Source organism: Micromonospora sp. WMMD812 (assembly GCF_027497215.1).
Taxonomy (GTDB): domain Bacteria; phylum Actinomycetota; class Actinomycetes; order Mycobacteriales; family Micromonosporaceae; genus Micromonospora.
The window spans coordinates 2,728,082-2,752,564 of record NZ_CP114904.1 but is presented as its reverse complement, the minus strand read 5'-3'; the positions used below and the strand labels follow the sequence as shown (position 1 = coordinate 2,752,564).

At 69.8% G+C, this 24,483-nt stretch carries 27 protein-coding genes, 2 tRNA genes and 3 pseudogenes; 13 read left to right on the top strand and 19 right to left on the bottom strand.

Annotated features, from left to right (window positions below; genetic code table 11):
* Positions 1-136 precede the first annotated feature (136 nt).
* The gene (locus O7603_RS12560) at positions 137-316 is read right to left on the bottom strand and encodes a DUF4236 domain-containing protein (protein WP_281575888.1); all 180 of its coding nucleotides are present in this window, start codon (positions 314-316) and stop codon (positions 137-139) included.
* 143 nt (positions 317-459) lie between these two features.
* Positions 460-1,374 carry an AraC family transcriptional regulator gene (locus O7603_RS12555; RefSeq protein ID WP_281575887.1) on the bottom strand — a complete coding sequence of 305 codons (915 nt, stop codon included), beginning with the start codon at positions 1,372-1,374 and terminating at the stop codon, positions 460-462.
* 234 nt (positions 1,375-1,608) lie between these two features.
* Between O7603_RS12555 and O7603_RS12550 the strand changes: the two genes are divergently transcribed.
* Entirely contained in the window at positions 1,609-2,385 is a 777-nt protein-coding gene (locus O7603_RS12550) for an SDR family oxidoreductase (protein WP_281575886.1), read from the top strand.
* 123 nt (positions 2,386-2,508) lie between these two features.
* Here the strand turns inward: O7603_RS12550 and O7603_RS12545 are convergent, their stop codons facing one another.
* Positions 2,509-2,940, bottom strand: coding sequence for an SsgA family sporulation/cell division regulator (locus tag O7603_RS12545; RefSeq protein ID WP_007457244.1), 432 nt, complete (start codon positions 2,938-2,940; stop codon positions 2,509-2,511).
* Between the two features lie 273 nt (positions 2,941-3,213).
* On the opposite strand from O7603_RS12545, the gene O7603_RS12540 reads away from it, so the two are divergent.
* The 3 genes from O7603_RS12540 to O7603_RS12530 all read left to right on the top strand — a co-directional run bounded on the left by O7603_RS12540 (position 3,214) and on the right by O7603_RS12530 (position 4,374).
* Positions 3,214-3,801: a TIGR02611 family protein gene (locus O7603_RS12540; RefSeq protein WP_281575885.1), complete on the top strand. Its 588-nt coding sequence runs from the start codon at positions 3,214-3,216 to the stop codon at positions 3,799-3,801.
* A 50-nt stretch (positions 3,802-3,851) separates the two neighbouring features.
* Positions 3,852-3,923 (top strand) — tRNA-Val (locus O7603_RS12535).
* A 115-nt stretch (positions 3,924-4,038) separates the two neighbouring features.
* Positions 4,039-4,374, top strand: coding sequence for a hypothetical protein (locus O7603_RS12530; RefSeq protein WP_281575884.1), 336 nt, complete (start codon positions 4,039-4,041; stop codon positions 4,372-4,374).
* A gap of 34 nt (positions 4,375-4,408) precedes the next feature.
* Here O7603_RS12530 and O7603_RS12525 read toward each other — a convergent pair.
* The 5 genes and pseudogenes from O7603_RS12525 to O7603_RS12505 form a co-directional block, all read right to left on the bottom strand.
* Positions 4,409-5,640: pseudogene (locus O7603_RS12525) on the bottom strand (site-specific integrase).
* Positions 5,640-5,837: an excisionase family DNA-binding protein gene (locus O7603_RS12520; protein ID WP_089007694.1), complete on the bottom strand. Its 198-nt coding sequence runs from the start codon at positions 5,835-5,837 to the stop codon at positions 5,640-5,642. The pseudogene O7603_RS12525 and the gene O7603_RS12520 overlap by 1 nt, the downstream one beginning before the upstream one ends.
* The gene (locus O7603_RS12515; protein WP_281576675.1) at positions 5,834-7,402 is read right to left on the bottom strand and encodes a replication initiator; all 1,569 of its coding nucleotides are present in this window, start codon (positions 7,400-7,402) and stop codon (positions 5,834-5,836) included. Before O7603_RS12515 ends, O7603_RS12520 begins: the two co-directional genes overlap by 4 nt.
* A 497-nt stretch (positions 7,403-7,899) precedes the next feature.
* Positions 7,900-8,316: a GyrI-like domain-containing protein gene (locus tag O7603_RS12510; RefSeq protein ID WP_281575883.1), complete on the bottom strand. Its 417-nt coding sequence runs from the start codon at positions 8,314-8,316 to the stop codon at positions 7,900-7,902.
* Positions 8,317-9,077: 761 nt separating this feature from the next.
* Positions 9,078-9,581 carry an Rrf2 family transcriptional regulator gene (locus O7603_RS12505; protein ID WP_281575882.1) on the bottom strand — a complete coding sequence of 168 codons (504 nt, stop codon included), beginning with the start codon at positions 9,579-9,581 and terminating at the stop codon, positions 9,078-9,080.
* A gap of 81 nt (positions 9,582-9,662) precedes the next feature.
* Here O7603_RS12505 and O7603_RS12500 point away from each other — a divergent pair, with 81 nt between their 5' ends.
* Positions 9,663-10,457, top strand: a complete 795-nt coding sequence (locus O7603_RS12500) for an NAD(P)H-binding protein (protein ID WP_281575881.1) — start codon at positions 9,663-9,665, stop codon at positions 10,455-10,457.
* 420 nt (positions 10,458-10,877) lie between these two features.
* Here O7603_RS12500 and O7603_RS12495 read toward each other — a convergent pair whose 3' ends face one another.
* Together O7603_RS12495 and O7603_RS12490 are read right to left on the bottom strand one after the other, a co-directional pair.
* Positions 10,878-11,432, bottom strand: a complete 555-nt coding sequence (locus tag O7603_RS12495; RefSeq protein ID WP_281575880.1) for a hypothetical protein — start codon at positions 11,430-11,432, stop codon at positions 10,878-10,880.
* Between the two features lie 324 nt (positions 11,433-11,756).
* Entirely contained in the window at positions 11,757-11,996 is a 240-nt protein-coding gene (locus O7603_RS12490; RefSeq protein ID WP_113973358.1) for a GntR family transcriptional regulator, read from the bottom strand.
* A gap of 419 nt (positions 11,997-12,415) precedes the next feature.
* Between O7603_RS12490 and O7603_RS12485 the strand changes: the two genes are divergently transcribed.
* From O7603_RS12485 to O7603_RS12475, 3 genes are all read left to right on the top strand, one after another.
* A complete protein-coding gene (locus O7603_RS12485) occupies positions 12,416-12,634 on the top strand; it encodes a flavin reductase (protein ID WP_281575879.1) in 219 nt (72 codons plus the stop codon).
* The gene (locus O7603_RS12480; RefSeq protein WP_281575878.1) at positions 12,631-12,804 is read left to right on the top strand and encodes a hypothetical protein; all 174 of its coding nucleotides are present in this window, start codon (positions 12,631-12,633) and stop codon (positions 12,802-12,804) included. Before O7603_RS12485 ends, O7603_RS12480 begins: the two co-directional genes overlap by 4 nt.
* A 584-nt stretch (positions 12,805-13,388) precedes the next feature.
* Positions 13,389-13,790: a hypothetical protein gene (locus O7603_RS12475; protein ID WP_281575877.1), complete on the top strand. Its 402-nt coding sequence runs from the start codon at positions 13,389-13,391 to the stop codon at positions 13,788-13,790.
* 111 nt (positions 13,791-13,901) lie between these two features.
* On the opposite strand, the gene O7603_RS12470 is transcribed toward O7603_RS12475, so the two are convergent.
* The 5 genes and pseudogenes from O7603_RS12470 to O7603_RS12450 form a co-directional block, all read right to left on the bottom strand.
* Positions 13,902-13,976, bottom strand: a tRNA-Met gene (locus tag O7603_RS12470).
* 171 nt (positions 13,977-14,147) lie between these two features.
* Positions 14,148-14,933 carry a MerR family transcriptional regulator gene (locus O7603_RS12465; RefSeq protein ID WP_281575876.1) on the bottom strand — a complete coding sequence of 262 codons (786 nt, stop codon included), beginning with the start codon at positions 14,931-14,933 and terminating at the stop codon, positions 14,148-14,150.
* Between the two features lie 148 nt (positions 14,934-15,081).
* The gene (locus tag O7603_RS12460; RefSeq protein ID WP_281575875.1) at positions 15,082-16,599 is read right to left on the bottom strand and encodes a serine hydrolase domain-containing protein; all 1,518 of its coding nucleotides are present in this window, start codon (positions 16,597-16,599) and stop codon (positions 15,082-15,084) included.
* A gap of 202 nt (positions 16,600-16,801) precedes the next feature.
* Positions 16,802-17,125: pseudogene (locus O7603_RS12455) on the bottom strand (transposase); the annotation flags it as partial.
* A gap of 56 nt (positions 17,126-17,181) precedes the next feature.
* A pseudogene (locus O7603_RS12450) lies at positions 17,182-17,283 on the bottom strand (integrase); the annotation flags it as partial.
* A gap of 94 nt (positions 17,284-17,377) precedes the next feature.
* Here O7603_RS12450 and O7603_RS12445 point away from each other — a divergent pair.
* The 5 genes from O7603_RS12445 to O7603_RS12425 all read left to right on the top strand — a co-directional run bounded on the left by O7603_RS12445 (position 17,378) and on the right by O7603_RS12425 (position 20,878).
* Entirely contained in the window at positions 17,378-17,923 is a 546-nt protein-coding gene (locus O7603_RS12445) for a hypothetical protein (protein WP_281576927.1), read from the top strand.
* 298 nt (positions 17,924-18,221) lie between these two features.
* A complete protein-coding gene (locus tag O7603_RS12440; protein ID WP_281575874.1) occupies positions 18,222-19,337 on the top strand; it encodes a hypothetical protein in 1,116 nt (371 codons plus the stop codon).
* Between the two features lie 32 nt (positions 19,338-19,369).
* Positions 19,370-19,792, top strand: coding sequence for a glyoxalase superfamily protein (locus O7603_RS12435; protein WP_281575873.1), 423 nt, complete (start codon positions 19,370-19,372; stop codon positions 19,790-19,792).
* 158 nt (positions 19,793-19,950) lie between these two features.
* Complete coding sequence (locus O7603_RS12430) at positions 19,951-20,310, top strand: hypothetical protein (protein ID WP_281575872.1); 360 nt, start codon at positions 19,951-19,953, stop codon at positions 20,308-20,310.
* Between the two features lie 133 nt (positions 20,311-20,443).
* Complete coding sequence (locus O7603_RS12425; protein WP_281575871.1) at positions 20,444-20,878, top strand: VOC family protein; 435 nt, start codon at positions 20,444-20,446, stop codon at positions 20,876-20,878.
* Between the two features lie 56 nt (positions 20,879-20,934).
* Here O7603_RS12425 and O7603_RS12420 read toward each other — a convergent pair whose 3' ends face one another.
* The 4 genes from O7603_RS12420 to O7603_RS12405 form a co-directional block, all read right to left on the bottom strand.
* The gene (locus O7603_RS12420; RefSeq protein ID WP_281575870.1) at positions 20,935-21,525 is read right to left on the bottom strand and encodes a hypothetical protein; all 591 of its coding nucleotides are present in this window, start codon (positions 21,523-21,525) and stop codon (positions 20,935-20,937) included.
* An 88-nt stretch (positions 21,526-21,613) separates the two neighbouring features.
* Complete coding sequence (locus O7603_RS12415) at positions 21,614-22,273, bottom strand: response regulator transcription factor (protein WP_281575869.1); 660 nt, start codon at positions 22,271-22,273, stop codon at positions 21,614-21,616.
* Positions 22,274-22,280: 7 nt separating this feature from the next.
* On the bottom strand, positions 22,281-23,324 hold the full coding sequence (locus tag O7603_RS12410) for a sensor histidine kinase (protein WP_281575868.1): 1,044 nt from the start codon (positions 23,322-23,324) through the stop codon (positions 22,281-22,283).
* A gap of 82 nt (positions 23,325-23,406) precedes the next feature.
* Positions 23,407-24,465 (bottom strand): helix-turn-helix domain-containing protein, encoded by a 1,059-nt coding sequence (locus O7603_RS12405; RefSeq protein WP_281575867.1) that lies wholly within the window; start codon positions 24,463-24,465, stop codon positions 23,407-23,409.
* Positions 24,466-24,483: the final 18 nt, after the last annotated feature.

Here is a 24,483-nt window from a genome sequence, read left to right as displayed (position 1 = left end):
GGCCCCCACCCCGGCCCCTGACCCGTTCCAGGAACCGGACACACAACGATCATGCAGTTGTGGTGGGGGACGAATGCCGCCGGTACGGAGAGATCCGGCACCACAACTGCATGATCGACGTGGGGGCGGGGGTGGGTCAGGAGCGGGACTTGTCCTGCTTCCAGGACAGCGGGCCCGGCAGGTCGACCCGGTGCGCCCTCGCCCGGGAGTTCCACGACCAGCGGCCGATCTTGATGCTCCACGACGAGAAGCCGTTCTCGGTGAAGTTGAGGATCAGCGGGCCGATCTTCTTGCGCTTGCGAAACATCAGGCCCATGGCGGGCTCCCTTCGTCACCGTTCCCTGCCGTACTGGGGTCGAACATTCCCGGTACGCCGATTCGCGAAACTCCGCGCGGATCCAGGCTGGACAGTGGCGGGTGAGCCGACGGGACGGCCGCCGGACCGGAGGAAGGAGGGGGTCACCGCAGGGAGCGCGACGGCTCCGGGCGGGCGTGGGCCGCCTCGACCGGCGGCCGAGGGCGGACGACCTGGCCGGGCGGCGGGTCCTCGCGGGCGGCCCGGAACGCGCCCGGACTCATGCCCACCTCGCGGGTGAAGAACCGGCCGAAGTTGGTCGGCTCGGAGAAGCCCAGCCGCCGGCCGATCCGGGCGATCGGCTCGTCGGTGGCCGCCAGCAACCGGCTGGCCTGCAACGCCACCCGCTCGTCGATCACCTGCTTGGCGCTGCGCCCGGTGACCGCCAGGCAGGCGCGGGTCAGCGTACGCACCGAGCACCCGAGGCGGTCGGCGTAGTCCTCGACCCGGCGGGTGTGCTGGTAGTCGCGCTCGACCTCCCGGCACAGTCGGCGGAAGGTGTCCTCCTCCGGCCGCGGGGCCGGCTGCGCCTCACCGGTCAGGGCGACCCGTAGCAGCAGCACGGCGAGCTGGTGGCGGAGCAGGCCACGGGCGCCGGGCACCCCCCGGTGCCGTACGCAGTCCACCGCGAGCTGGCTCACCTCGCTGATGACCGCGTCCTCGTCCTCGCCGGCGAGCTGCCGCCACGCCGGTACGGCGTCCGGGTCGACCTCCAGGCCGCGCAGCGCGCCGGCGTCCCAGCGCACCACCGTCGCGTCCAGCTGCGGGCAGGGGCAGCGCAGCACCTGCCCGGCGTGCACCCGCAGCAGGGTGCCGGGCCGGCAGGGCAGGAGCTGGAAGTCGAGTTCGGCGTCGCCGTGCCCGCCGGTGGTCAGCACCAGCAGGTCCCGCTCCAGGAGCACGGGGCGGCGCCAGCCCGGGTCGCGGGCGAGGTCGGCCAGCGCGAGCGTGTCGATCTCGACGGGAAACGGAGACGCGGCGTTGACCGGTGGCTGGGGGAGCTGACCGGAAGGGACCATCGCAGCCGACGGTAGCCGGAGCCGCAGGTCACCGCATCCCGACTGGCAGTCAGTTGGTCGACAGGCGCCGCCGCGCCACCTTGCGGCCCGTCCGGGTCGTCGGTCCGCTCTTGTCCCGATCCGGGCGGCCGGGCTACGTTACCGGGCGGTAGTGCCGTCCGGGTGCGGCACGACCGGCGGCCGCGTCGCCGGCCGGCCGCGGCCGGGCCACCGCCGACTCGCGATGGGATGGACATGACGGATCTGTTCTCGGTCGAAGGCAAGACGGTCCTGGTCACCGGCGGTTCGCGGGGGATCGGGCTGATGATCGCCCAGGGCTTCGTCCGCGCCGGCGCGCACGTGATCATCTCGTCCCGCAAGGCGGACGTCTGCGCGGCGGTGGCCGAGAAGCTGTCGGTCGAGGGCCGCTGCGACGCGATCCCGGCGGACCTGAGCGGCGACGCCGGCGCCGAGGGGCTCGCCGCCGCCGTCCGGGAGCGGGTGGACCGGCTCGACGTGCTGGTCAACAACGCGGGTGCGACCTGGGGAGCGCCGCTGGAGGCGTACCCGGAGAGCGCGTTCGACAAGCTCTGGGCGGTGAACGTCAAGGCGGTGTTCCGGCTGACCACCGCGCTGCTGCCCGAGCTGCGCGCCGCCGCCGGCGCCGACAACCCGGCCCGCGTGATCAACATCGGGTCCATCGACGGCATCCGGGTGCCGTGGATGGAGGTGTACGCCTACTCGGCGACCAAGGCCGCCGTGCACATGCTCACCCGCAGCCTGGCCCACCAACTGGCCGGCGAGCGGATCACGGTCAACGCGATCGCGCCCGGGCCGTTCGAGAGCAAGATGATGGCGTTCGCGTTGGACGACCCCGCGTCCCGGGCGGCCATCGAGAAGCAGGTGCCGCTGGGTCGGATCGGGCGGCCGGAGGACATGGCCGGCACGGCGATCTACCTCGCGTCGCGGGCCGGGGCGTACCTCACCGGGGCGGTCATTCCGGTCGACGGGGGCATCACCACGCACGGCTGACGCGTGGCCGCCCCGGGGGCGGGCGGCTGTGCGTACGCCAAGGTGTGCCGGAGCCGCGCGGACTCGGCAGATCCGCGCGGCCCCAGGTGGCCGGAAAGGCCGGTGTTACCCGGTGTGACGGTTTTAGCGGCCGGCGAGCAGCCGGTTCACCGCGGTGTCGACGTCCAGGTGCTCGGCCTCGCGGCCGCGCGGGACGACGACGTAGGTGCGCCGCAGGAAGCGCACCAGGACGCTCCGCGGCACCTCGAAGAGAGCGTTGCCGTCGGGTGACGACAGCGCGAGCGCGACGAAGTCGCCGCGCGGCGTGGCCCACGGCCACACCCGGACGTCGCCGATGCCGGCCGGCTCGTCGAGGCCGGTGACCAGCAGTTCGCGGGCGAAGGACCAGCTGACTGCTTCGCCTCCGGCCGATTCGGCGTGGAACAGGACATGGACCGCGTACGGGTCAGCAGGGTCGTAGCGCAAGCTGGCACGCACCGGCAAGGCGGTGGCGTCAGGCGCGACGAGCCTTAGCGACGTCTCGACCTCTACGGTCGTCGGTCGGATGACACTCATGGACGTTCTCCCCCCGGCACCGCTGCGGAACGCGCGTGTCCCGCTTTTCCCATACTCAGGCGCTACTCGTGGCTACGCTCCGCCATACGCTGACTTCACCCAGTGGTGGGAGGGGGGTCGGAAAGGCCGCCTGAATGTGAAAATTCATGTAGGATTTCCGGTTCTGCCCAGTGCGTCGTCCCGCCCGGCATCGGGTGGTTCAGTCGTCGACTTACTCCGGTAACGTCCAGTCGTCGGAAGGGGTGACGGTCCCGAGCGACACTGGGGGGTGAAATGGTCACGAAACGATCCTCAGTGGATCCGATAGTGGCGGCCAGCTCGCCGAACGTCGCGGTCCGAGCAGCCGAAAAGCGGGGGTACGCGGTGCCGATGGATCAAGACGACCGGCCCGGCGGCCGGGCATCCGGAGATGGGCCACCCGAGCCCGGCCCGGGTGGTATCGCCCTGGCCGAACGGCGGCGGTGGGCCCGTTGGCAGCAGCGCGTCTCCACCACTCTCGACCTGATCCGCGCCAACCCCACCGGCCGGATCGCCCTCAAGATCTTCATCTCCATCGCGGGCGCGCTCGTCGTCACCCTCGGCATCGCCCTCATCCCGCTGCCCGGCCCCGGTTGGTTGCTGGTGATCGCCGGCCTCGGGATCTGGGCGGTCGAGTACCACTGGGCGCGACGGCTCCTCGGCTTCACCCGCCGGCACGTCCACAACTGGACGCAGTGGGTGAAGGACCAGTCACTCGGCGTGCGATTCGTGCTCGGCGCCGTCGGCCTCGTCTTCGTCGCCGTCGTGGTCTGGCTCTCGCTCAAGTACAGCCTCGGCATCGACCTCGTCGCCCGGGTCATGCACTACCTCGCGACGCACTGACCCCAGATTCGCGGACGGGGGAGCCGATCAGGTACAGTCATCCGCGCTGAGGGCGATTAGCTCAGCGGGAGAGCGCTTCGTTCACACCGAAGAGGTCACTGGTTCGATCCCAGTATCGCCCACGCAGGTCAAAGGCCATTCCCATTCAAGGGGGGTGGCCTTTTTGCTGCCTGTACAGCAGCTAAGTACAGCAACCGCGGTCGTTGTGTGTGTGGCGCTGCCGAGAGGGTGGTGAACGTGACGGACGTGCTGAGAGTCCAGGACCTTCGCCAGGTGTGCGGAATGCTGCTGGATGCAGTGGAGGAGCGGTTCGGCGCGGAGATCGATCTGTCGGGCGTCGGTATCGACCTCTACTGGAACGTCGACGTGAGGACCGCCTTCGAGCTGAGGGACGACCCTGCACCGGGTATCGACGTCGGGCAGAGCAGCGATGACATCGCGGAGCTGCGTTCGTTCCTGGGTCGCCCGGCGGGCGACGTGCCGGTGCTCTGGCATGACCTGCAACACCTTGCCGGTGTTCTGCGGTTGCTGGCCTATCTCGACATGCCAGTTTCCGGAGCCGAAGAGAGCTGAGCCAGCGCACCGTGACCGGTGCCCGTCTCGGAGGTCACGAGGTGCTGGGGCAGTGGCCGAGAGAATCGCCGCGCTTGAGGGCTTCCTGCGTCGCCTTGGACGAGACCTGGGTGTAGATCTCCATGGTTATCGAGAAGCGGGCATGCCGGAGGATCTGCATGACGACTCTCGGATGGACGTCGAGGTCGGCTAGGAGCGTGGCACAGGTGCGCCTGGCGTCGTGGACGGTGATCGGCCTGACCCTCGCCTTCTCGCAGCGGGTCTGCCAGGAGCGTTGGAAGTTGCGTGGCTCGATGGGCGTGCCATAGCGGGTGGTGAATACGAGGCCGGCTTCGTGCCAGGCGTTGCCGGCGGCTGCTCGTGCCTCGTCCCGCTGTGCCTTCCTGATTCCTAGTGCCGTGGCGCAGATGTCGGGCAGGGGGAGGGTCGCGTCGGACGCCTGGGTCTTGGTGTCGCGGTGCAGGAGCTGGCCGCGGACGCGCTGCAGTTGGCGGCCGATGGTCAGCTCTCCGGCGTCGAGGTCGACGTCCTCCCATGTCAGTCCCAGCGCCTCGCCCTTGCGTAGGCCGGTGACGAGGACCAGGGCGTAGGAGGCGTAGAGCGGGTCCTCGTCGGCGCGGGCGGATTCGAGGAACTTGCGGGCCTCGTCGCTCGACCACGACTTGCCGCGACGGCGGCGGACGGTGGCGAGGGTGACCGGCACGGCCGGGTTCTTCGCGATGAGGTCTTCGCCTTGGGCGTGGGTGAGAGCGGCCCGCAGCGCCGCCCGGATGTCGCTGACAGTCCGCGTCGACGGGACCGCCTGGCAGCACCGGCCGAAGGCGCAGCAGCGCCGCTTTTCCTTGGGCCGAGCCGCGTCCTTGCCCTGGGCGCAGCACTGGCAGGTCCGGGCCACCTGGTTGATCCAGGTCTGCACGTCCCGCGACTGGAGCCGGTCGAGCCGCTTGGCCCCGAGGCCGGGGGCGATGTAGCGGCGGACGATCGTCTCGTAGGTCGCATAGGTCAACGGTGCCCGGTTCGGCTCGATGATCTCTGACAGCCACCGCGTGAGGAAGCTGCCGACTGTCGGCACGCTGGTCGCCACCGGTCCCTGCTTCGCCTGCTGGTGCAGCTTGATCCACTTGTCGTGGACGGCCTCTCGCGTCTTGCCGTAGACGTACTTGCGGGTGCGCTTTCCGTCGAGCTTGGTGACCCAGACGTAGGCGGCGAAGCCGTTGCGGTACGGAAGATGGAGCCTTCGCCGTTGGCGCGGGAGCGGGCGGACATCAGGCGGCCTCCTGGCGTTCGACCTGTTCGCGGATGTAGTCGTCGACCCACTCGGGGAGGATGCGCCGGTACTTACCGTCCTTGATGGAGCGCAGCTCACCGGTGGCGATCTTCATCTTGACTTTCGAGATGCCGAAGCCGAGCAGGACGGCGACCTCGGCGGGGGAGTACCAGCGCGGGGTGAGGTCATGGCTCATGTGGCGGCCCCGGCGAGCCAGGCTTCATGGGCGAGTTCTTCCCGGCCGATGCGTCTGCTCTCCCGGCGCTGTCTGGCGGCGGTGTTGGCGAGGAGAGCGTCACCGTCGGTGAGCCAGCCGGCCCCGACGTAGGTGAGGGCGCCGACGATGATGGTGCCGACGGTGTCGTCGTCTTCGGTACGGCGGTAGGTGGCGCGGGTGTCGCGCAGGAGGCCGAAGGTGACGGAGTAGCGGCGGGCCTTGGTGAGGAAGTGGCCGCCGAAGCCGAGCATGTGCGCCCAGCGACGCAACCCGGCGTAGGGGTTCGGTTCGCCGTCAAGGTGGCCTTGACGGTCTGCGGTCGTTGCGGCGCCCGTGGCCCTGGCGTTGTGGGTGGGGCGGCCGAGCCGCCAGCAGGCGTCGATGAGGCGAGCGAGATGGTCGCCTTCCGGGTCGGCGTAGTCGCCGATCTGGGCGGCGGTGAGCCGGGTGGAGCAGTGGCCGGTGACCTCGGTCGACTTGGTGGCGTACTTAGCCAGGTAGGCGGCCACCTTGCCGTCCGTCAGCTCGCCGCTGGCGCTGTTGACTCGCCGGACGTCGACCTGCTCGCCCCAGGCGACCGCCCAGCCTTCGGGCCGGTCGGGGTGCGGTGGCGTGGTGACGGTGATCTGGCGGGCGGCGGCGTGGACGGCTGCCTCCAGGTCGTCCATGGTGATGCCGGCCGGCGGCGGCACGATCGCTTCCGGGCCGTCGGGGTCGACGCCGTCCAAGCGCAGCGGGACGTGGAAGTGGACCGCTGCTCGGCGCTGCATCTCGGCGACCTTGCCGTGCGACACCCGCACCGGCGGGACCCAGCGGATCTTGCCGGAAGCAGTGACCACCCGGACGAAGGGGATGCCGTGCCGGCGGCAGAGGGTGGCGAGGTGACGTTCAATGGCCTGCTTGGTGCGCCGCCACAGCTCGCCGGCGAAGTAGTTCCAGACGACCTGGTGGGCGTGGTTGTAGCAGTCCAGGCACAACGGCTGACCGAGCCGCAGGTCATCGGCGTCGTGGCGGGCGAAGCACACTGCGGGCTGCCCGTGCGGGCAGGTGCCGGCGGTGCCCCGGGCGCGGCAGGGGGCGGGACGACAGTCACAGCGCTCGCGGGCGGCGCAGGTGTGATGGGGGACGTGCCGGTGGTGGACCGCGCCGAAGGACGGTGCGGTGAAGGTGGCGAAGACGACCGAGTGCTGTCCGACGGAGGCGGGTACGCCCTTGCCGCCGGTCAGGCCGCAGCGCACGACCTGGTAGGCGTCGCCCTGGTAGACCCAGGCGCAGTCGGGGCACTGGGCTTCGCGGCGGTTGCCGCACGCCTTGTAGAGCGTCCGATCGGGCAGTTCGTCGGTGTGCTGCTCGCTCAGAATCCGGCCGCTGTGGGGGTCGACGGCGGTCAGGGTGCCGGTCAGGCGGATCGGGCGGGCACAGCCGCCGGCGGGACGGGTGTGCTCCAGCCAGCCGGAGAACTCCGGCGTGGCAGCGCGAAAGAGGACGTTGGCGTCACGGCCGGCGGCGAGGCCAGGCCGGGACAGGTCGAGGGCGATGGACAGGACTCTCTCCTTACGGGGTGGCAGGGACGGGAGACGAAGCACCACCAGCCGTGGACGTCTGTCCGCTGGTGGTGTTCGTCGGGTCTCCTGGCACCGCCGAAAGGGTGGCTGCCGCCGGAGGGCGGAATCGTGGTGGTACCACTCACCGCCGATGGGGTCATGTCCTTTCGCGCCCGTCGACTCGGTGATTGGGGCCGGCACGGGCGGAAAGCCTGGGATATCAGCTTCCGGTTGCCGCAGGCTGCCCCACCCGTCGAGGTAAGCGAATCCGGGCCATCGTGGACGGCAGGAAAGGCCGTGCTGGGCCGCTCAGCGGATTCAAGAGACCGGCACAGCGGCCGGTGCGATCGAGAGCCGGCGGGACGTGGCTCGCATCAGCGGCAGGAAGGCCGCTCGGCATCTCCGACGTCGAGTTCAGCGATCCGGCGGGAGGGCCGCACTGGCGTCCTCGACGAGCACCAGAGTAGCACCGGGTACTGGCAATTCTCCGGTCGTTCTCAGGCCCCGTCTCGCACCGGCATCAGCAGGTCGATCCTGTCGTGACGGCGGTAGTACTCGATGCTCGGTCGAGTGTGGTCTCGCTCGCCCGAGCGCTGCAACGCTTCGAACGTTGGCGTGAGCAGAGCATATGCCGCCGGTTGCGGACCACGCACCGTTGCGCATAGGTACCGGCCTCCTGGAACGATGCCCGATTCCAGGCCGAGTAGGGCAGCGTCGTCACCGGCTCGGAGCTGCACGCAGCAGCGGTAGGTACCGGAGTCGTCGAACACGCCGAGGAACCTCCGCCCCCGCAGCGACCCGAGCATCGTCTCCAGACGATCCCAGGCAGGCCCGATTTCGTCGGACCCATCTTTGGCCGCCACAAACATGACTGGCGTCTCGATCCGATCGACCCGCCTGACCGGTGTTCCCATCCTCGGCCCCTTCGACATGTTGTCCGCGTGGCGTAGAAGCTACTGAATACGTACGACAACCGGTGTCCCGGGAAGCGGACTCCTGAGACCGGACAGCCGGCTGCCGGCCTGGGTGGGAGGACTTTCCTTACGTCTATCAAGGCGGCCCGAAACGGGCCGCACGCGCCGCCGATTGGGCGTCGCGCTGCGCAGCGGGCAAGCCCAAAGCTGCGCAGCACGCCCAGTGCCCATCGGCTGGCGCGGAGAGCGGGAACCCGGGGCCGCCGCAGACGATGGCGATCCGATGGGTGGAGGTTCCTGGTCCGGCAGCCGGCCGGGTGCGGCGGCCGTCGCTACCTCCGCGCCGTAGGGGGGTCGCCGCCGGCCGTGGTGGGGATGCGGCGCGGAGGATGCGGGGCCGCCCCTCCGACCTCAAGGGTGCTTCGCATCGCTGCGCGACGGCCCTTCGGGCCGCCCTTGACCCCGGAGCCTCTGCGACCCCTCAGGCCGGCGTTGCCGGCAGGCGGGGGCCTGCCCGTGATGCTCGCGCCACCTCCCCACCACGGCCTCGTCGCGGCACGCCACGTTTCGCGAGGCCAGCTCCGCCCGCATCGCCTGCTGAAGCGCGTTGCCGCCCTGGCCTCGCCGCCGCAGCCGGCCGGGCTGTCAAGGTCCGATCGACAGGGCGGCGGCGGGTGGTTCGTTCGCACCCAGAAGATCGACGGCGAAAGGGAAATCTAAGACGTTGGTGTCGTGGTTTGATCGGGGACGTACGGATCAGCTCACCTCGGCGATCGGTATGGCGGCGTGGAATCGATCGTCGATGCGAGGCGGGATTGGGTGCGGGCCGGCGCTGTCGGGGGCAGCGTGGCGATGATGTCGGCGAGTGACACGCTGGCGAGGGTGCGCCGCCACGCATCGTGTGCCTCGGCCATCTTCTGGGCGAGGATGCAAGTGTTCTGGCACTCGTCGGCGGGGAGCGCTCCCCGTCCTCGTTGGCGGATCTCGCGGCATTCATACGGCGGGGACGTGCCGTCGACCGCCTCCACGATCCGCAGCAGTGTGATCTCGGATGCCGGTTGCGCGAGCCGGAACCCGCCGTGTGGACCTGTCGTCGCGATCAGCACGCCGGCCTTGACGAGCGTCTGTAGCTGCTTGGCGAGATAGGCCGCCGGAAGATCGTAGTACAGCGCGAGTTGTGCCGCCGATGCGGTGGCGTTCGGGTCGAGCTGCGCCAGCGTTGCGGCGCAGTGCAACAGCCATTCGGTGCTTACAGGCAACTTCACAACGTCAGCATATCGCGGATATTGTGGATCTGCTTAGTCCGAGATATGGTCGGCTCGGTTGCTAGGGAGAGGAAGATCGTCATGCGGATCGCAGTCGCCGGGGCGACCGGGAACATCGGCGCGCTCACCGTCGCCGCACTCGAACGGGGTGGGCAAGACGTCGTACGCATCAGCCGCTCGCTGGGCGTGGACCTGTCAACCGGCGGCGGGCTCGACCGCGCCCTCGACGGCGTCGACGCGGTCATCGACGCCACCAGCGCGCCGGCTACCGGTCACGCGGAAACGGTGGCGTACTTCGGCACCGCCACCCGAAACCTGCTCGCCGCCGGGGAGCGGGCCGGCGTCCGGCATCACGTTCTGCTCTCGATCGTGGGGGTCGATCGCGTCGAGGGCACCGCACACTACGCGGGCAAGCGCGAGCAGGAGCGGCTCGTGGCCGCCGGTCCACTGCCGTGGACGATCGTCCCGGCCACGGAGTTTCACGATTTCGCCGCGATGGTCGCCAGTTGGACCGAGAGGGACGGCGTCGCCACGATCGCGCCGCTGCTCGTGCAGCCGATCGCGCCGCAGGACGTCGCCGACGTCCTCGCCGAGATAGCGGTGGGCGAGCCGCAAGGCCGCTACGCCGACGTTGCCGGCCCGGAGCCGCAGGACCTCGTCGACATGGCGCGACGCACCAACGATGCGCGCGGCCACACGGTGAAGCTCGTACCGACGTGGTCAGGCATCTTTGACTCTTCGATGGCCGGCACCGTGCGCCTGCCCGGCGAAGGGGCCCGCATCACGCCAACCACCTTCGACGAATGGCTCGCGGGACAGCGACAGGGCCACACACCCAACGGAGCACTCGCGGAACCCCGGCCAGCGTCGAACTGATCGGGCACGTTCCGAGCCTGAGCCTGACCACATCGGGCACCCGGCCAGGTTCTACCGGCTTAACCTGCCGTCAGCTGGTCCGCTCAGGAACCAGGCGTCTACCGCTGCCATCTCGGACACCGACGGCCGTCTGCGGGTGACATCCATTGCTGACATCAACCGTCATGGCCGTGTGTGGACCTGTCTGCACGCATGACAGGTGCCGAGCGGACACCGCGGACCTACGCGGACGCGGCACCCGTTGCCGTCCACGCCTTACAAGCGAGTGGTCACGGCGGGCGGGTGCCGGCTTTGGGCGGATCGACGAGGCCCAGGCCGTCACACAAGGCCGTCGGAGGCCGATCATGAGCGGCCAAACGACCACTGGTGACGACGTCTGCCCAGGCAACAAGGCGTGGTCGGCCCGATCACCCAGGCTTTTCAGAGGTGATTTGCCAGATCATTCGCCGCCCGACCGTTGGGTACCTCAGTGGTCGGAGTTAGGCCGTCATGCGGAGCGGCGTCGGACGCAGCCTGGGTCGGTCTTTCCTCCGGTTCCCGCCGCCGCTTGTTGCTCGGCTGGAACGTCGCACCGAGGCCGCCGATGATGACAGCAGCGGCGTATGCGGCTACCAGCACAAATACCGCCCATAACCACCATTGTTCCGGTGGCCACATCCAGTACAGGACGGGCAGGGCGGGTAGCCCGAACCCTGCGACGAAGAACAGCATCCCCCAGTCTCGGCGGCGCTGAACTTCCTTCTGCTCGTGCTCGATCAGCGCGGCGACCTGAGAGCGTATGTGGAGGCGGAGCCAGGTCGCCTCCTCAGACTGAGGTTCAGCGTCTTGGAGTGACCGAGCCAACTCGATGTTGCTGATGATCGATGCTCGGATCCTGGCCTCTCGCCGGTTCTGCATCCTCGATATGGCAAGTGGGCCCACAGCGGCGAGGATCGGTGCAGCGATGCTCGCGGCAATCTCGAAGTTGCTCGGCAAGCCGGACCTTCCTCTCGTACTCGTCGAGGATGGGACGTCGATGACGCGAATGCCATGCTAGCGAGCCTTACTAACGGGACCGAGTCGACCGGCCCGCCGAGCCGGGTCCTGACGTGGGACAGGGCAGCATGAGACGGTGCCACCCGCAAAACGGGTGGCTTCGACAGCAACGGTGACAGCAACCAGCCGGGATGGAGACGGCCGCCGGCTACCCGGGCATGGACAGCCGCCTGAGGTCGCGGATGCGGACGGACCCCGCCGGACGACGTGCCCAGAACTTACAAGCGAGGGGTCACAGTCCTGTTGGGCTGGCTCTCGGAGGGTCTACTCGGCGACGAAGACGCCTACGCCGGGCAGTGTCTCGGTCATGCCCTTGATCCGTAGCACCTGCATTGCGCGGTCGATTACCGGCTCAGTAACGCCGTAGTGCTCGATCAACTCGCGCCGGCTGGGCAGCTTGGAGCCGGGCGGGAACTCGCCGGACTTGATGCGTTCGGCGAGGTCGTCGGCGATCTGCTCGTAGCGGTAACGCGGTGGCACGGTGTTCCCCTCGGTTGGCAACACGAGTAGACCACCTACCTCAGCCCTTGACTACCCAACGGTACCTGTGGGAAGTTGCCGAGGAGGTCGATTCCCCCGGTTGGCGCTGTGGGCCGTCCTCGCCGGCGTGGATGTCCGGCGCATCCCCCGCGATCGGGCATCCACGCCTCCGCACACCTGCGGCACGAGGAGGCGGCAGTGCTCCCTTCCCATTTCTCCGCCCGGCGGTCCGTGGCCCCGGTGGGCTGTGGCTAGCCGATGAAGCGGGTCTCGTATGACGAGTACGTCCTGGCGGCAGCGCTCACCCTCGCCCGTCGCCATCGGCCCGTGTGGTCATGGCGGCGCTGGCGACATGTCTGCCGTTGCGGTGCGACCCTGCCGTGCCGAAGCCGTCACCGCATCCCGATCAACCGCGGCCACTGGCCCAGCCAGGACGCCCCGCGATGACCACTCACCACCCGATCAAGCCGGCCTGGACGTGCGGCGGTTGCGCGGGGGAGTGGCCCTGCCAGACCCGACGGCGGGAGCTGCGAGCCGAGTACGACCGCGCCCCGGTGTCGTTGGCGCTCTACCTGGCCGCCCAACTCGTCGACGCCGCCCAGGACCTGGCCCACGTCCCCGCCGGCCACCTGCACCACCGATTCCTCGGCTGGATCCGATGAGCATCCTGCGACCCGGGGACGAGAAGTTCCACTACAGCGACGGCTCCCACAGATGGATCCCGCCGGACCCGGACTACGACCAGGAGGTCTGGGACGAGCAGGTCCGCCAGCACAAGCACGGCCACCTGAGGAACGAGCGAGCGAAGGTCCGCATCCAGCGCCTCGTCTAATGCCAGCAGTACAGCAGCGAAGTACAGCAGCCGTGCCAGCCGAACCGAGCTGAGAAGCGCGTGAATAGGGCGTCTGACCTCCTATCAAGGCCGATCCGGCCCGCTCGCCGAGAGTTCACACCGAAGAGGTCACTGGTTCGATCCCAGTATCGCCCACCGTCTGTATCCACAGGTCAGAAGCTCGTTACCGGAGTATCCGGTAACGAGCTCTTTCGCGTATGGCCCTTACCTTGGGAGCAGTTCGGGAGCAGCGGACGGATGCCGACCCACCAACTTTCGGTGGGTCTCATCCAGCTCGCCTGGGTCGGCGCCGCCGTGGCGCCCCGACGTTGGATTGCGCGGCCCCGGTTGGCCTGCCGCACCAACTCTCGAACCCGGCTTTTGGCGATGACGGACCGGGTTGCCCGACTGGCGACTACTTTGGACTCCGACGGTATGGCGGTCCTGTTTCCGGGATCGGCCGGTCACGCTCGAGGCCCTGTGGCGTTGCATCACCCCGCGCTGGTCTGCGCTTGTCCATCCACACCCCCGCAGTGGAAGCTCGACCAGCTGACGTGACGCGTTCGCTCTGGAGAGGTGATCCGATGTCTCAGGCGGCGGGCTACGATCCGGATGATCTCCTTCATCCCGCCCGCGTGATCTCGGTGCTGTGCGGGCTGACGCGGGTGGTCGCTCGTCTCGCGCTGCCGCCCGACGACCAGCGGGAGTACCTGCGCAGGGCCGGCGTCGGCGGCTCGGCGGACGAGTTGGCGCTCCAACTCGAAGCGGTGGTCGCTCTCCTGGAACCGTTGGAGGAGGCCGAGCTGGTCGATCCGGCGCAGGCCGCGTTGGCCCGCCGCATCGACCAGATGCTCGACCTGATGAGCGGCGCGGACAAGGCCTACCTGTGGGAACCGAAGGCATTTTCGACGGCCCCGGAGTGGGTCGAGGTGCGTGCCCTCGCCAAGGAGTTCCTGTTCCTGCCCGATCCGTTCGGCGGGACGTAGCGGACGATCGGTGGTCCGGGGCGGGAGTTCGCTCGCCCCGGACCACTCGTCGTCGAGCGGCGATCATCTTCCTACTCGAGGACGCGCCGGTACGCGCCGTCGCGGGAGCGGGAGCGGGAGCCGGATTCGAACCGGCGGCCTCTGGGTTATGAGCCCAGAGCGCTTCCACAACTGCGCCATCCCGCAAGTGGACCGGATGCGGCAGAAACCGAACCGCATTCACGCTGTTCGGGGGCCTGCGATGGTCGTCACCGCCGTACGTCGGCGGGTCTGACGTTTCAACGGTCGGCCGGTGGTGGAGGGTGCCGATTGTGGTGTGGGCCGATTGGATGGGGTGGATCCAGTGTCGCGGTGCGGTCAGTGCGAGTTCGGCCCCGGGATGCGGACCCCGGCGGCGCGGAGCTTGGCTTCGAACAGGGCGAACAGTCGGGCTGCGGCCGGGGTTGGTTCTTCGCCATGGTGGGCGATCATCGCGTACCGCGCCGCGGGGTCGGTACGGCCCTGCATTGCGGTCACAGTCTTCAGCAGAACGGGGTCGGCGAGGTAGTGGGCGGCCGCGTCGGCGGCGAGTTCGGCGATGCGCGGGTCGTCCGGTTCCCAGGTGGCGGCTTCGGCGATGCGTCTGGTCAAGGCGGCGAGCCGGGTGTCTTCGAGGGCGTGTTCGAACTGGTCGAGGTAGTCATCGAAGCCTTCGGGGACCAGCGCCCGCGCCAGCACCCAGCCTTCTCTGGTGGCCGCGACCTCGTCCTCGGAGTAGCCGAGGTGGGGCATCCGCTCCAGTAGCGTCACGGCGCGGCCCGGCAACAGTGCCCGGTCGCCGTCAGCGAGCTGGCGCAGTGTGCCGCGCCGCGCGATCAGCTCCTCGATTCGTTCGTCGAGCTGGCGCTCGACCTGGGCGATTGCGGCGGTGAACCGTGTGGTGTCGGCGTCGAGGAGGGGCCTGATTTCGGCCAGCGGCACTCCGGCGGCGGCCAGTGTTCTGACCTGCACCAGGCGCAGCAGCTCATCCGATCCGTATCGCCGGTAGCCCGAGCGGTCACGCTCGGGCTCCTTGACCAGGCCGAGCTTGTGGTAGTGCCGCACCGTCTTCACCGTGATGCCCACGAATGCGGCTGCCTGCCCGATCGTGATGCCGTTCTTCATGTGATCATCCTGCCTCGTGTTCGAGCGGGCGATCACGTTCGCCGCTGCCGAGCGTGTGGACCGGCCACGCCGGGCTCGTCGAGCTCGGCGTGGCCTCGGTTCGCGTTTCTCGCCGCACGACCGCAAGCGGCCGCCTGCGGCGCTGGCCCTAGGCTTCCTGCCCGCCGCAGAACACCTCGTTGAGCAACCGCAGCTGGGCGCCCTGGAATGCGGCCGCGACGGTCAGGTTCGCATCGTCGACGCAGTTCAGTGCGCCGGTCAGCGTCTTGGATCCGTCGGGCGTGCTGTACATCAGCGCCGCGTGGCCCACGGAGGCGCCGTTGTGGGAGATGACGGTGTCGCCGTCGCTAGTGGTCAGCACGAACACTCCCAGGCCGTAGTCCATGTTCGGGATGCCGGTCGCGACCGGCGTGAACATCTCCGCCCTCAGCTCGGCGGGCAGGAGCCTGCCGCCGGCGAGAGCGGAGATGAATATGTGCAGGTCCTGGGTGGTCGAGATCATGTCACCGCCAGCCGAGACCCAGGAGGGATTCTGGCGGGTGACGTCGACCGTTTTCTGCTCGCCGTCCTCCACGTGCCGGTAGTAGGCGCGGGCGTGCGGCTCGGCGATCTCCGCGTCGTTGGGCACCACCGTGTGCGACATGCCGAGCGGTCCGAGGATCAGCCGCTGCATCTCCTCGTTGACCGTGCGGCCGGTGACCTTTTCGATCAGCAGCCGGGCCAGCACGTAGTTGGTGTTGGAGTAACTCCAGCCCGTCCCCGGCTCGAACCGCGCCGGCTTCGACAGCGCGATCTCCACCAGCTCCTGCGGCCGGTACGCCGCAAACCGGTTGCCGAGCCACTCGTTGCCCTTGGGGCCGTACGGCATGGGCACGCCCAGCACGATCGACCCGTCTTCGTAGATCTCGCCGGTGAAGTTGAACAGACCGCTGGTCTGCTGCAGCAGCATCCGCACCGTGATCCGCCCGTCGATCCCGAACTCGGGCAGATAGTCCACCACCGGGACGTCCAACCCGATCCGGCCTTCGGCCACCAGCTGCAGCACCATCGTCGCGGTGAAGGTCTTGGTGTTGCTGCCGATCCGGATGTGCCCGTCGACCGGCGGCTTCGCCGATCCGCCCAACTCGGCCGCCCCGGCACTGCCGACCCATGCGCCCCGCTCGTCGTTCACCCGAACCGACAACCCGATGATGCCGGGATCGATGATCTCCTCGATCGTCTTCTGCAGCTCGGGACGGTCAACGACAGCGGGGACCGCCTCGATGTCGCCGGTGGAGCCAGCGTCGAGGGCGGCGGTGATCTTGCGGGCCGTCTCGGCCGCGGTGACGCCGGGCTTCACGCCCTGGGCGGTCTCAACGGCGAGCAGGACGGTGCGACGGAAGTCATCGACCACTGTCGGCGACCGCTCGCCGAGGAGCTCCACGGCCGCAGTCAGGGCCGGCAGCACCCGGTCCGCGAGCTCCGCGACAGTCTTGCCCGTCAGGTCGATGTCCTTGGTCTTCGCGGTGAGCACGTACCCGATAGGGCCGGTCGCCGACGTCAGAGCGACGACGGCGCTCGGGGTGACCTGTTGCGGCGAGCCAGTGGCGGCGGCGATCAGCGACACCGCACCGTACGCAGCGGTGCGCAGGGTCTTCTTGTCCTGGTCGGGAAAGTCGATGGACATGATGGTTCGCTCCCTCAGAGCTTCGTTCGCTCTCGGCGACCTGCCGATACCAGAACGTTCCACCCCGACCTAAGGTCAAGGTCAACCGTGACCGACAGCACATGTCTCGGAGATCGTCGGCGAGTTGACGGCCGATCGGCGTGATGCGGACGACGCGACTGGCCGTCCGCCACAGCTTGACGATCGCCGGATACTGCCCACCCCAGGCGATGGCGAACTCGTCGAACCGGGTTGCCGCGGCGGCTTCGGTGGCGGCGGTGTAGACCGGTCGCAAGCTCTTGGACATGGCGTCCCAGTCACGGCGGGAGGCGTATCGGAAGGTGTTGCGGATCAGGTGGAGGAAGCATGCCTGGACGACGGCTTGCGGCCAGGCTGTGGTGATCGCGTCGGGGAGGCCCTTCAACCCGTCGCAGACGGCGATGCACACGTCCTCGACGCCCGGGGTCTTGATCTCGGTGAACACCTGCAGCCAGAAGTTGGCGCCTTCGGCGCCGTCGCCGGCCCAGAGGCCGAGGATGTCCCGCTCACGGTTGACCGTGACGCCGACGACGACGTAGACGGGTCGGTTGACGACCTGCCCGTCGTGCGCGCTCCGGTCAGGAGCGACAGCACCACATAGGCAGGTAGCCGGGTTCTCTCGGCGGCGTCGAGAACCGCCTTCGCCGGGGCGAGAGTGAGGGACTTGGGGGTAGGCAGCCTCCTGTCCCAGGTTCGGCGGCCATGCATATGATCATGATCGCTGTCCGTCAGGCAGCCGGGTCTATCTGCGGGGGCGACGATGACGGCAGGAAACGGAACCCGTCGGCAGGCGGGGCTGACCGCGCTGTATCTCGGGGTCTTCGCGGCCCTCTGGTTCAGCGTGCCGAAGGCGGAGCCGCCGCTGCACATGTTGCTGGTCATCCTCAGTGTGGCAGCCCTGCTGACCGCGGTCTTCGGCGCGGTCGTCGCCAGTCGCGGTGCCCGCAAGGCCGATGCGACGCCGCGAGACCGGGCCGCCGACCGGCGCTACCTGCTCATCGTCGGCGTGGAGTTCGCGCTGGCCGGGCTCGGGGCCTGGCTGCTCGCGCTTGCGGGTTGGTCGGCGTTCATTCCGGTTCTCGTCAGCGCGGTCGTCGGCCTGCATTTCCTACCGTTGGCGCCGGTGCTGCGCGATCCGCTGCTGCGACCGCTCGGCCTTGCGGTGTGCCTCGTCGCGCTGGTCGGCTTGTTCGTCGGGCTCGGCTCGTCCGCGCTGGTGGGGCAGGTCGTCGGCGCGGGTGTCGGCTTGCTGCTGCTCGGCTACGCGGTCATGGCGCTACTCCGAACGCGGGTGTCGCCCCGCTGACCGGTCGGGGGCCGTAGGCCACGGCCTGCGAGAACTGGACCAGTGCCTGTCTCTGCCCGTCCACGTCAGATGCCGAACGCCTCGACCTCGATCCTCGAAGATCACGATTGGGCTCCGATCGGGAGTCGGGTCCGACCGGGCCGTTGACGGTACGGTGCATCTCCCGTTCGCTGTGCGCGGGCAGGACGCTCGGATCGGGGGCACGACGATGGTATTCACGGCACCGGAAGCGGCACCCGTTGCGCCGCCGGGACCGGCGCCCGTAACGCCGTCGGGACCGCACCGATTTCGGGGATGGTTGGCGGTCGCGCTGGCCGGGGTGCTGGTCGCCGGGACCGCCGTGGTGACGGTCTGGCGGACGAGCGCGGCCCGGTCACCGGGACGCGCCGTGGTCGCCGCCCCGGTCACGGCCCGGGAAGCCGGCCCGGTCACGACCTGGGAGCTCCTCGCCGGTCTGCCCGACCGGCTGCTGCCGCCGGCCACTCCGACCGCCCTGCCCACCGATCGGGCCGTGGGACGGGGAGCCCTGCTCTACCAGATCAACGACCCCGATGTCGTCGACGTGACCGGCGGGTTGCCTCGATGGCCGATGTATCTGGTGACCGCTTCCGGTGAACAATTCGGCGTCGGGCTGGCGGACATCGCGGGCTCCAGGCAGGCGCTTTCCCCGGACGGGCGGTGGTTCGCCGAGCGCCGAGACGGGCAGTGGCGGATCCGCGACCTCACCGGGATCACCGAGCGGGCCGTCCCGCCCGGGTACGAGTTGCGGAAGTGGTCGACCGACGGACGGGCGTTGCTGCTCGGGCAACCCTCCGGCGCCAGCGAGGCGTACGCAGCGCTCACCCTGCCCGACGGGCAGCTGCGCCCGCTGGCGTTACGCGGGACGCCGAACCGCCGGATGCTGGCATTCCTGGACGGGCGTGAACTGGCCACCGCGGAGTTCAACGTCGGCCCCAAAATTCGGCCGCAGCGCCAGCTCACCATCGCGATTCAGGACGTCGACGGCGGCACCGCCCGCTCGGTGTCGCTCGCCACCACTCAAGAGGTCGGCCCCGGCGACCTGCGCAACGCGCTCGTCCCGCTCGTGCGCGGCGGCGGTGATCCGCCGGCGGTGTGGGCTCTGGTCATCGAGGATGAGGTCCCGACCGGCCTGCCGGAGGGGGCGCGGGCGGAGCCGCCGATGACGTTGGTCGGGGTCGATCTGCGGTCCGGCCGACCGGCCGGCCGAATCGACCTCGTGGTGCCCCAGGGCGGCGGGGGTGAGTACTTCGTCGGTCTCGCCGGCACCGAAGTCCTCCTGCAACGCTTCACCACGGGCGGCAGTGAACTGGTCGTCGCCGATCCGGCCACCGGCCGGCGTCGGGTGCTGACCTCGTTGCCCGACCTGACGCGGGTGAGCCTTCCCGGCGACTGAAGAGGGACGCCGACGAGTTGCCATCGTCCAGGGTGACCGACCTGCGGGTGCGCCCCGTCGCCGTCGTCAAGGGCATTGGGCAGCGAGCATGGCAGGCAGACACCGATACTTGGTCGATGGACGAACATCTCGCGCCAGTTCTTCGGGTCGCTGACGCCGATGCCACTGCCCGGTGGTACGAGAGGCTCGGCTTCGTCAAGCAGTGGGAACACCGGTTCGCGCCCGACCTGCCGCGCTACGTCGGGATCGCCCGCGGGGGCATGCACCTGCACCTGTCCGAGCACACCGGTGATGCCCGCCCCGGCACGCTGGTCTACCTCTACGTCAGTGACGTCGATGCGGCGGCCGCCGCCTGTGGCATCACGGAGATCGACGACATGGACTGGGGGCGCGACTTCGAGGTGACCGACCCGGACGGCAACAGGTTGCGCGTCGGCACACCGAAGGCTCCTTGAACCACTGGACGGCCGGGCGGACCGGTTGAGCTGCTCCTACTGGAGCTACCTGAGATCCAGCCGGGCCGTTTCGGTCCGGGACGAGACGCTGAGCTTCGGGAAGGCCTTGTACCGTTGCTGCCCGATGGTGCGCGGGCTGAGCAGGAGGGTGCGTCGCGATGTCGCGGTCGGTGGTGCTGGTGGTCGGTCTCGATCCCGTCCGGATCCCGGGCTGGGACCCTGAGCCGGTGGTGGCGGCGATAGCACGTGGTCAGGCCCGATTCGCCGATCTTGGCATCGAGGCCGACCTGTGCCTGGTGGCGCCCGGCGAAGACCCCGAGGGCGCGATCGTCGAGGCGCTGACCCGGAGGGACTACGCCTGCGTGGTGATCGGGGGCGGCATCCGCAAACACGAGCCGTTGCTCGAGCTGTTCGAGAAGGTGGTCAACCTGGTCCGGCAGCATGCTCCGGGCGCGGCGATCGCCTTCAACAGCAGCCCCGAGGACACCGCGGACGCCGCCCTGCGGTGGCTGCGGTAGGCCGGCAGGGGAGAGTCGGCCCGCGCCGTCGAGGCCGGAGACGTGCACCGGGTGAGGGTTGCCCCCCCCCGGCGCGGAGACGACCGGGGCGGGCCCGTGGAGACGACGAAGGCTCCGCCCCTATGGTGTACCGATGGCGTCGGTCAAACAGATCCAGGTCACCTTCGACTGCGCGGAACCTGAGCGCGTCGCTCGCTTCTGGTGCGAGGTGTTGGGGTACGTCGTGCCGCCGCCACCAGAAGGGTTTGCCACCTGGGACGACTTCGGTCGTACGCTGCCGCCTGAGCAGCGGGGTGCCTGGTCCGCCTGCGTTGATCCCTCGGGTGTGGGCCCGCGGCTGTACTTCCAGCGCGTTCCCGAAGGCAAGGTCGTCAAGAATCGGGTGCATCTTGACGTGCGGGTCGGCACCGGGCTCGTGGGTGACGAGCGCGTGGCCGCACTTGAGGCCGAATGCGCACGGCTGGTCGCGCTCGGCGGGGTACGTGTGCGCCTGCTGCCTGCCGATGACGACAACGAGTCGTGCCTCCTGATGCAGGACGTCGAGGGCAACGAGTTCTGTCTCGACTGAGTGCCCGCAGACGGCACCTTCCGGGGTCGACCGGTGCGGTTCGCGGCTGTCGGGGCTCAGCCGATGTGCGCCTCGCGGGACGGGACATGCGGTGCGGTGCGGGTAGCCGGTCGCCAGGCGATCGCGACGAAGGCGACGACGAGCAGCGCGTCGGCCAGGTAGGCGATCACGTCGATGCGGGGGATGCGGCTGAGCGGGAACGCGATCGCTCCCGCGCAGAGCAGGGCCGCCGTCCACAGCGGTACGAGGCGGGTGCGGGCCAGCACGACGCCGAGCGCGAGCAGGCTGAGCGGCATCACCGGGCCGGGTAGCCACAGCAGCAGGTTCGCGGCGAACGGGTGCTCGGCGAGCGCGGCGAGGGACGCCTCGCTCGACTGCGCGAAGATGTCCTCGAAGACGCCCTGGAACCCGAACGCCGCGCCGCCCATGGCGCCGTACAGGAACACCGGCAGCGCGACGGCGGCGTAGCGCGGCGCGTGCGGTCGGATCGCGTCGAGCAGGCCGATGAGTCCGTACGTCCAAACCACCATGGCGAGCACGAGGATGGTGCCGCCGGTGGCGCCGTAGCGTCCGTCGGTCCAGAAGTAGGTCGCGAGCGCGGAGCCGGCGGGGCCCAGGACGAGTGCGGTGCGGAAGGCAGCGGTCATGGTCTGATCGTGTGCCGGTGTGCGATGTGCCGAATCGGCCGTGGGCTGGATCCCGGCGTACGCAGATGTTGCGCGCGCCCCGGAGCCGTCACGGGGTGCCCGGCACGACCAGCCCTGACTCGTACGCCATGATCACGAGGTTGGCGCGGTCGCGGGCGCCGACCTTGGCCAGCAGCCGGCTGACGTGTGTGCGGGCCGTGGCCGGGCTGATCCGCAGAACGTCGGCGATGTCGGTGTTGTCGCGGCCGGCGACGACCAGGTCGAACACCTCCCGCTCCCGCGTGGTCAGCCGCTCGAGCGCGAGACGCCCGGTGTCCGGGGACGGGGACCGGGCGAAGACGGCGATGAGGCGGCGGGTGACGGCGGGCGCCAGCATGCCGTCACCCCGCGCGACGGCCCGCAGGCCGTCGACGAGGTGGCCCGGGTCGAGATCCTTCAACGCGAAGCCGCTGGCGCCGAGACGCAGCGCCCGGAACACGTACTCGTCCAGGTCGTAGGTGGTCAGCACGACCACGCGGACCCCGGCGGTCGCCGGGTCGCCGAGGATGAGGCGCGTCGCCTCCAGCCCGTCCAACTCGGGCATGCGGATGTCCATCAGCACCAGGTCGGGCTGATGCTCGTGGGCCAGCCGCACGGCCTCGGCGCCGGTGGCGGCCTCCGCCACCACGGTGAGGTCCGGCTCGTCCAGAACGACCCGCAGCCCGGCCCGGACCAGGTCGTGATCGTCGGCGACGAGGATGGTGGTCACCGGAGCATCACCGGGGAATCGTCGCCCAGACGCGGAACCCGCCACCCGGGCGGGGCCCGGCGCTGAACCGTCCGCCGAGCGCGGTCACCCGTTCCCGCATCCCGGCGATGCCGTGACCGCCGGGGGTCCGGTCGCCGCTGCCCGCGGTTCCGCCGCCCCGGTCGAGCACCTCGATCTCGACGTGGCGTGGCAGGTACGCGAGCCGGACCTCCGCCTCGGTCACGCCGGCGTGCCGGCGGACGTTGGTGAGCGCCTCCTGGGCGATCCGATAGGTGGCGGCGTCGACGTCGGGTGGCAGCGCGCCGGCCTCGCCGGACACGGTCATCGTGACCGCCAGTCCGGCCCGCGCCCCGATCGCCGGCACCGCGTCGCAGGAGTTCCCGCCGGCGGTGGCGTCGGCGCGGATGACGCCCAGCACCGATCTGACCTCACGCAGGGCATCACCGGCGACCTCGCGGACCGTCTCCAGGGTCGGATACGCCAGCTCGGGCCGGCTGTCGCGCTTACAGAGCGCGGCACCGGCCTGGACGCTGATCGCGGTCAGTTGATGGGCCAGCGTGTCGTGCAGGTCCCGGGCGATCCGCAGGCGCTCCTGCGCAACGGCGCGCTCGGCGTGCGCGTGTCGCTGCTCGCGGCGGGACCGGGCGAGTTCGCCGAGCCCGACCGCGGCGACCAGGACGGCGGTGACCGCCACCAGGTCCTCACCCTCGGGCGCCCGACCGGCAGCGACGTCGGCAGCCAGCACCAGACCGACCGCGAGCGGGACCGCCGTCACCGCGATCGACCGCCGCCCGGCCTCGGCCGTCGCGTACAGCGCCACGACGAACGGCACCGGCTCCGGTCCCAGCGGATAACCGAGCAGGTAGTAGCTGACCGCGGCGGCAGCGGTAACCGCGAGCACGACGGCGGGTCGACGGCGGCGCCAGTGCAGGGCGGCGGTCGCGGCGAGGAGAACGGCGGCACCAGCCAGCCGGTCCGCGGCGGAGACACCGCCGTCGGCGGCCTGCACCCCGCCGACGACCAGAGCTGCCACCACGATCAGCAACGCCACCCGCCGACGGTAACGCGCGTCCAGCCGACGCGGGAGGGCCGGCGGCGTCGATCGCCGTGACCGCTTCACCCAGGATGCGGGGTCACGACGGATCGGAGGGTGGCCTCGGCCCGGGAGCGTCCGCGCCGCGCCGGCGCCGCAGGTCGCTCGGGGTGATTCCGTACGCGGCCTTGAAGGCGCGGTTGAAGCCGCTGATGTCCCCGAAGCCGCTGCCGTGCGCGATCGCGGCGACGCCGTGGCCGGCGAGTCGGGGGTCGAGCAGCTTGTGTCGTGCGTCCTGCAGGCGCAGGCCCCGCAGGTAGCGGGCGACGGTCTCGTGCTCGCCCTCGAACAGCCTGTGGAGGTAGCGCGTGGAAATGTTCGCGGCCGCGGCGATGTCATCGGGTGTCAGGCGTCGGTCCCGGAAGTGCGTCTCGATGTGTGCCTTGATGCGGTCGAGCATGCTGCGCTGGCGGGCATCCGCGTACTCGGCGTTGGCGGACGTGGCGAACAGTGAGATCGCGAGGTCGCTCGCGTGCGCGAGGATCCGCTCCGACTGGGCGTTCGGGATCTGGGCTGCGTGGCGGGTGAGATCGAGGACGAGCCGCGCCACCACGCCGGAGAGGCCGTCCCGCCCGGAGAGCCGCCGTGCGCTCATGGCTCGTCGTTCCGAGTCGGTGAGCTTGACGGCGTCATGGGGGATCGACAGGACCGTGACCGCCCACCGGTCGGTGAACGTCCACGTGAACGGTCGCGAATTCTCGTAGACGACCAGGTCGCCGGGGCTGAGGTGGGCCATCCGGTCCTCTTGCTCCAGCGTTGCGGCGCCTCTGGTGAGGATCGCCGTCTGGAAGTACATGGCATCTGCTTGCCGGATCTGACGCGGCGTCCGACGGTGCACGTGCGGGGTGGCTTCCAACTCGGCGAACAGAAGGCGTCCGCGCCGTGTCGCGCTCAGCCGGGCGGCCGGTTCGCGATGGTCGGCCCACCGCTCGAGTTGGACGGCGGCGAACGTGTCGGCGAGCACGTGGTGCCAGAAGGATTCACGCTCGGACGGATCGACCGCGCCTGTGCTGACAACAGCCTCCGCCACGTCGCCCTCCTCGACGAGCAGCAGTAGACCACAGCCTCGTGCGCCCGACAACCGCTCGCGGACGTGCACGTGGGTCCGCAACGTGTG

What these genes read in the sequence shown, in the direction of transcription:
- O7603_RS12540 (WP_281575885.1), top strand. Translation starts at nt 3,214, where the DNA reads ATGGTCACGAAACGATCCTCAGTGGATCCGATAGTGGCGGCCAGCTCG.
- O7603_RS12480 (WP_281575878.1), top strand. Translation starts at nt 12,631, where the DNA reads ATGAGCATCCTGCGACCCGGGGACGAGAAGTTCCACTACAGCGACGGC.
- O7603_RS12445 (WP_281576927.1), top strand. Translation starts at nt 17,378, where the DNA reads ATGACGGCAGGAAACGGAACCCGTCGGCAGGCGGGGCTGACCGCGCTG.
- O7603_RS12460 (WP_281575875.1), bottom strand. Translation starts at nt 16,599, where the DNA reads ATGTCCATCGACTTTCCCGACCAGGACAAGAAGACCCTGCGCACCGCT.
- O7603_RS12465 (WP_281575876.1), bottom strand. Translation starts at nt 14,933, where the DNA reads ATGAAGAACGGCATCACGATCGGGCAGGCAGCCGCATTCGTGGGCATC.
- O7603_RS12545 (WP_007457244.1), bottom strand. Translation starts at nt 2,940, where the DNA reads ATGAGTGTCATCCGACCGACGACCGTAGAGGTCGAGACGTCGCTAAGG.
- O7603_RS12560 (WP_281575888.1), bottom strand. Translation starts at nt 316, where the DNA reads ATGGGCCTGATGTTTCGCAAGCGCAAGAAGATCGGCCCGCTGATCCTC.
- O7603_RS12430 (WP_281575872.1), top strand. Translation starts at nt 19,951, where the DNA reads ATGTCGCGGTCGGTGGTGCTGGTGGTCGGTCTCGATCCCGTCCGGATC.
- O7603_RS12520 (WP_089007694.1), bottom strand. Translation starts at nt 5,837, where the DNA reads ATGAGCCATGACCTCACCCCGCGCTGGTACTCCCCCGCCGAGGTCGCC.
- O7603_RS12475 (WP_281575877.1), top strand. Translation starts at nt 13,389, where the DNA reads ATGTCTCAGGCGGCGGGCTACGATCCGGATGATCTCCTTCATCCCGCC.
- O7603_RS12420 (WP_281575870.1), bottom strand. Translation starts at nt 21,525, where the DNA reads ATGACCGCTGCCTTCCGCACCGCACTCGTCCTGGGCCCCGCCGGCTCC.
- O7603_RS12485 (WP_281575879.1), top strand. Translation starts at nt 12,416, where the DNA reads ATGACCACTCACCACCCGATCAAGCCGGCCTGGACGTGCGGCGGTTGC.
- O7603_RS12555 (WP_281575887.1), bottom strand. Translation starts at nt 1,374, where the DNA reads ATGGTCCCTTCCGGTCAGCTCCCCCAGCCACCGGTCAACGCCGCGTCT.
- O7603_RS12425 (WP_281575871.1), top strand. Translation starts at nt 20,444, where the DNA reads ATGGCGTCGGTCAAACAGATCCAGGTCACCTTCGACTGCGCGGAACCT.
- O7603_RS12550 (WP_281575886.1), top strand. Translation starts at nt 1,609, where the DNA reads ATGACGGATCTGTTCTCGGTCGAAGGCAAGACGGTCCTGGTCACCGGC.
- O7603_RS12500 (WP_281575881.1), top strand. Translation starts at nt 9,663, where the DNA reads ATGCGGATCGCAGTCGCCGGGGCGACCGGGAACATCGGCGCGCTCACC.
- O7603_RS12510 (WP_281575883.1), bottom strand. Translation starts at nt 8,316, where the DNA reads ATGGGAACACCGGTCAGGCGGGTCGATCGGATCGAGACGCCAGTCATG.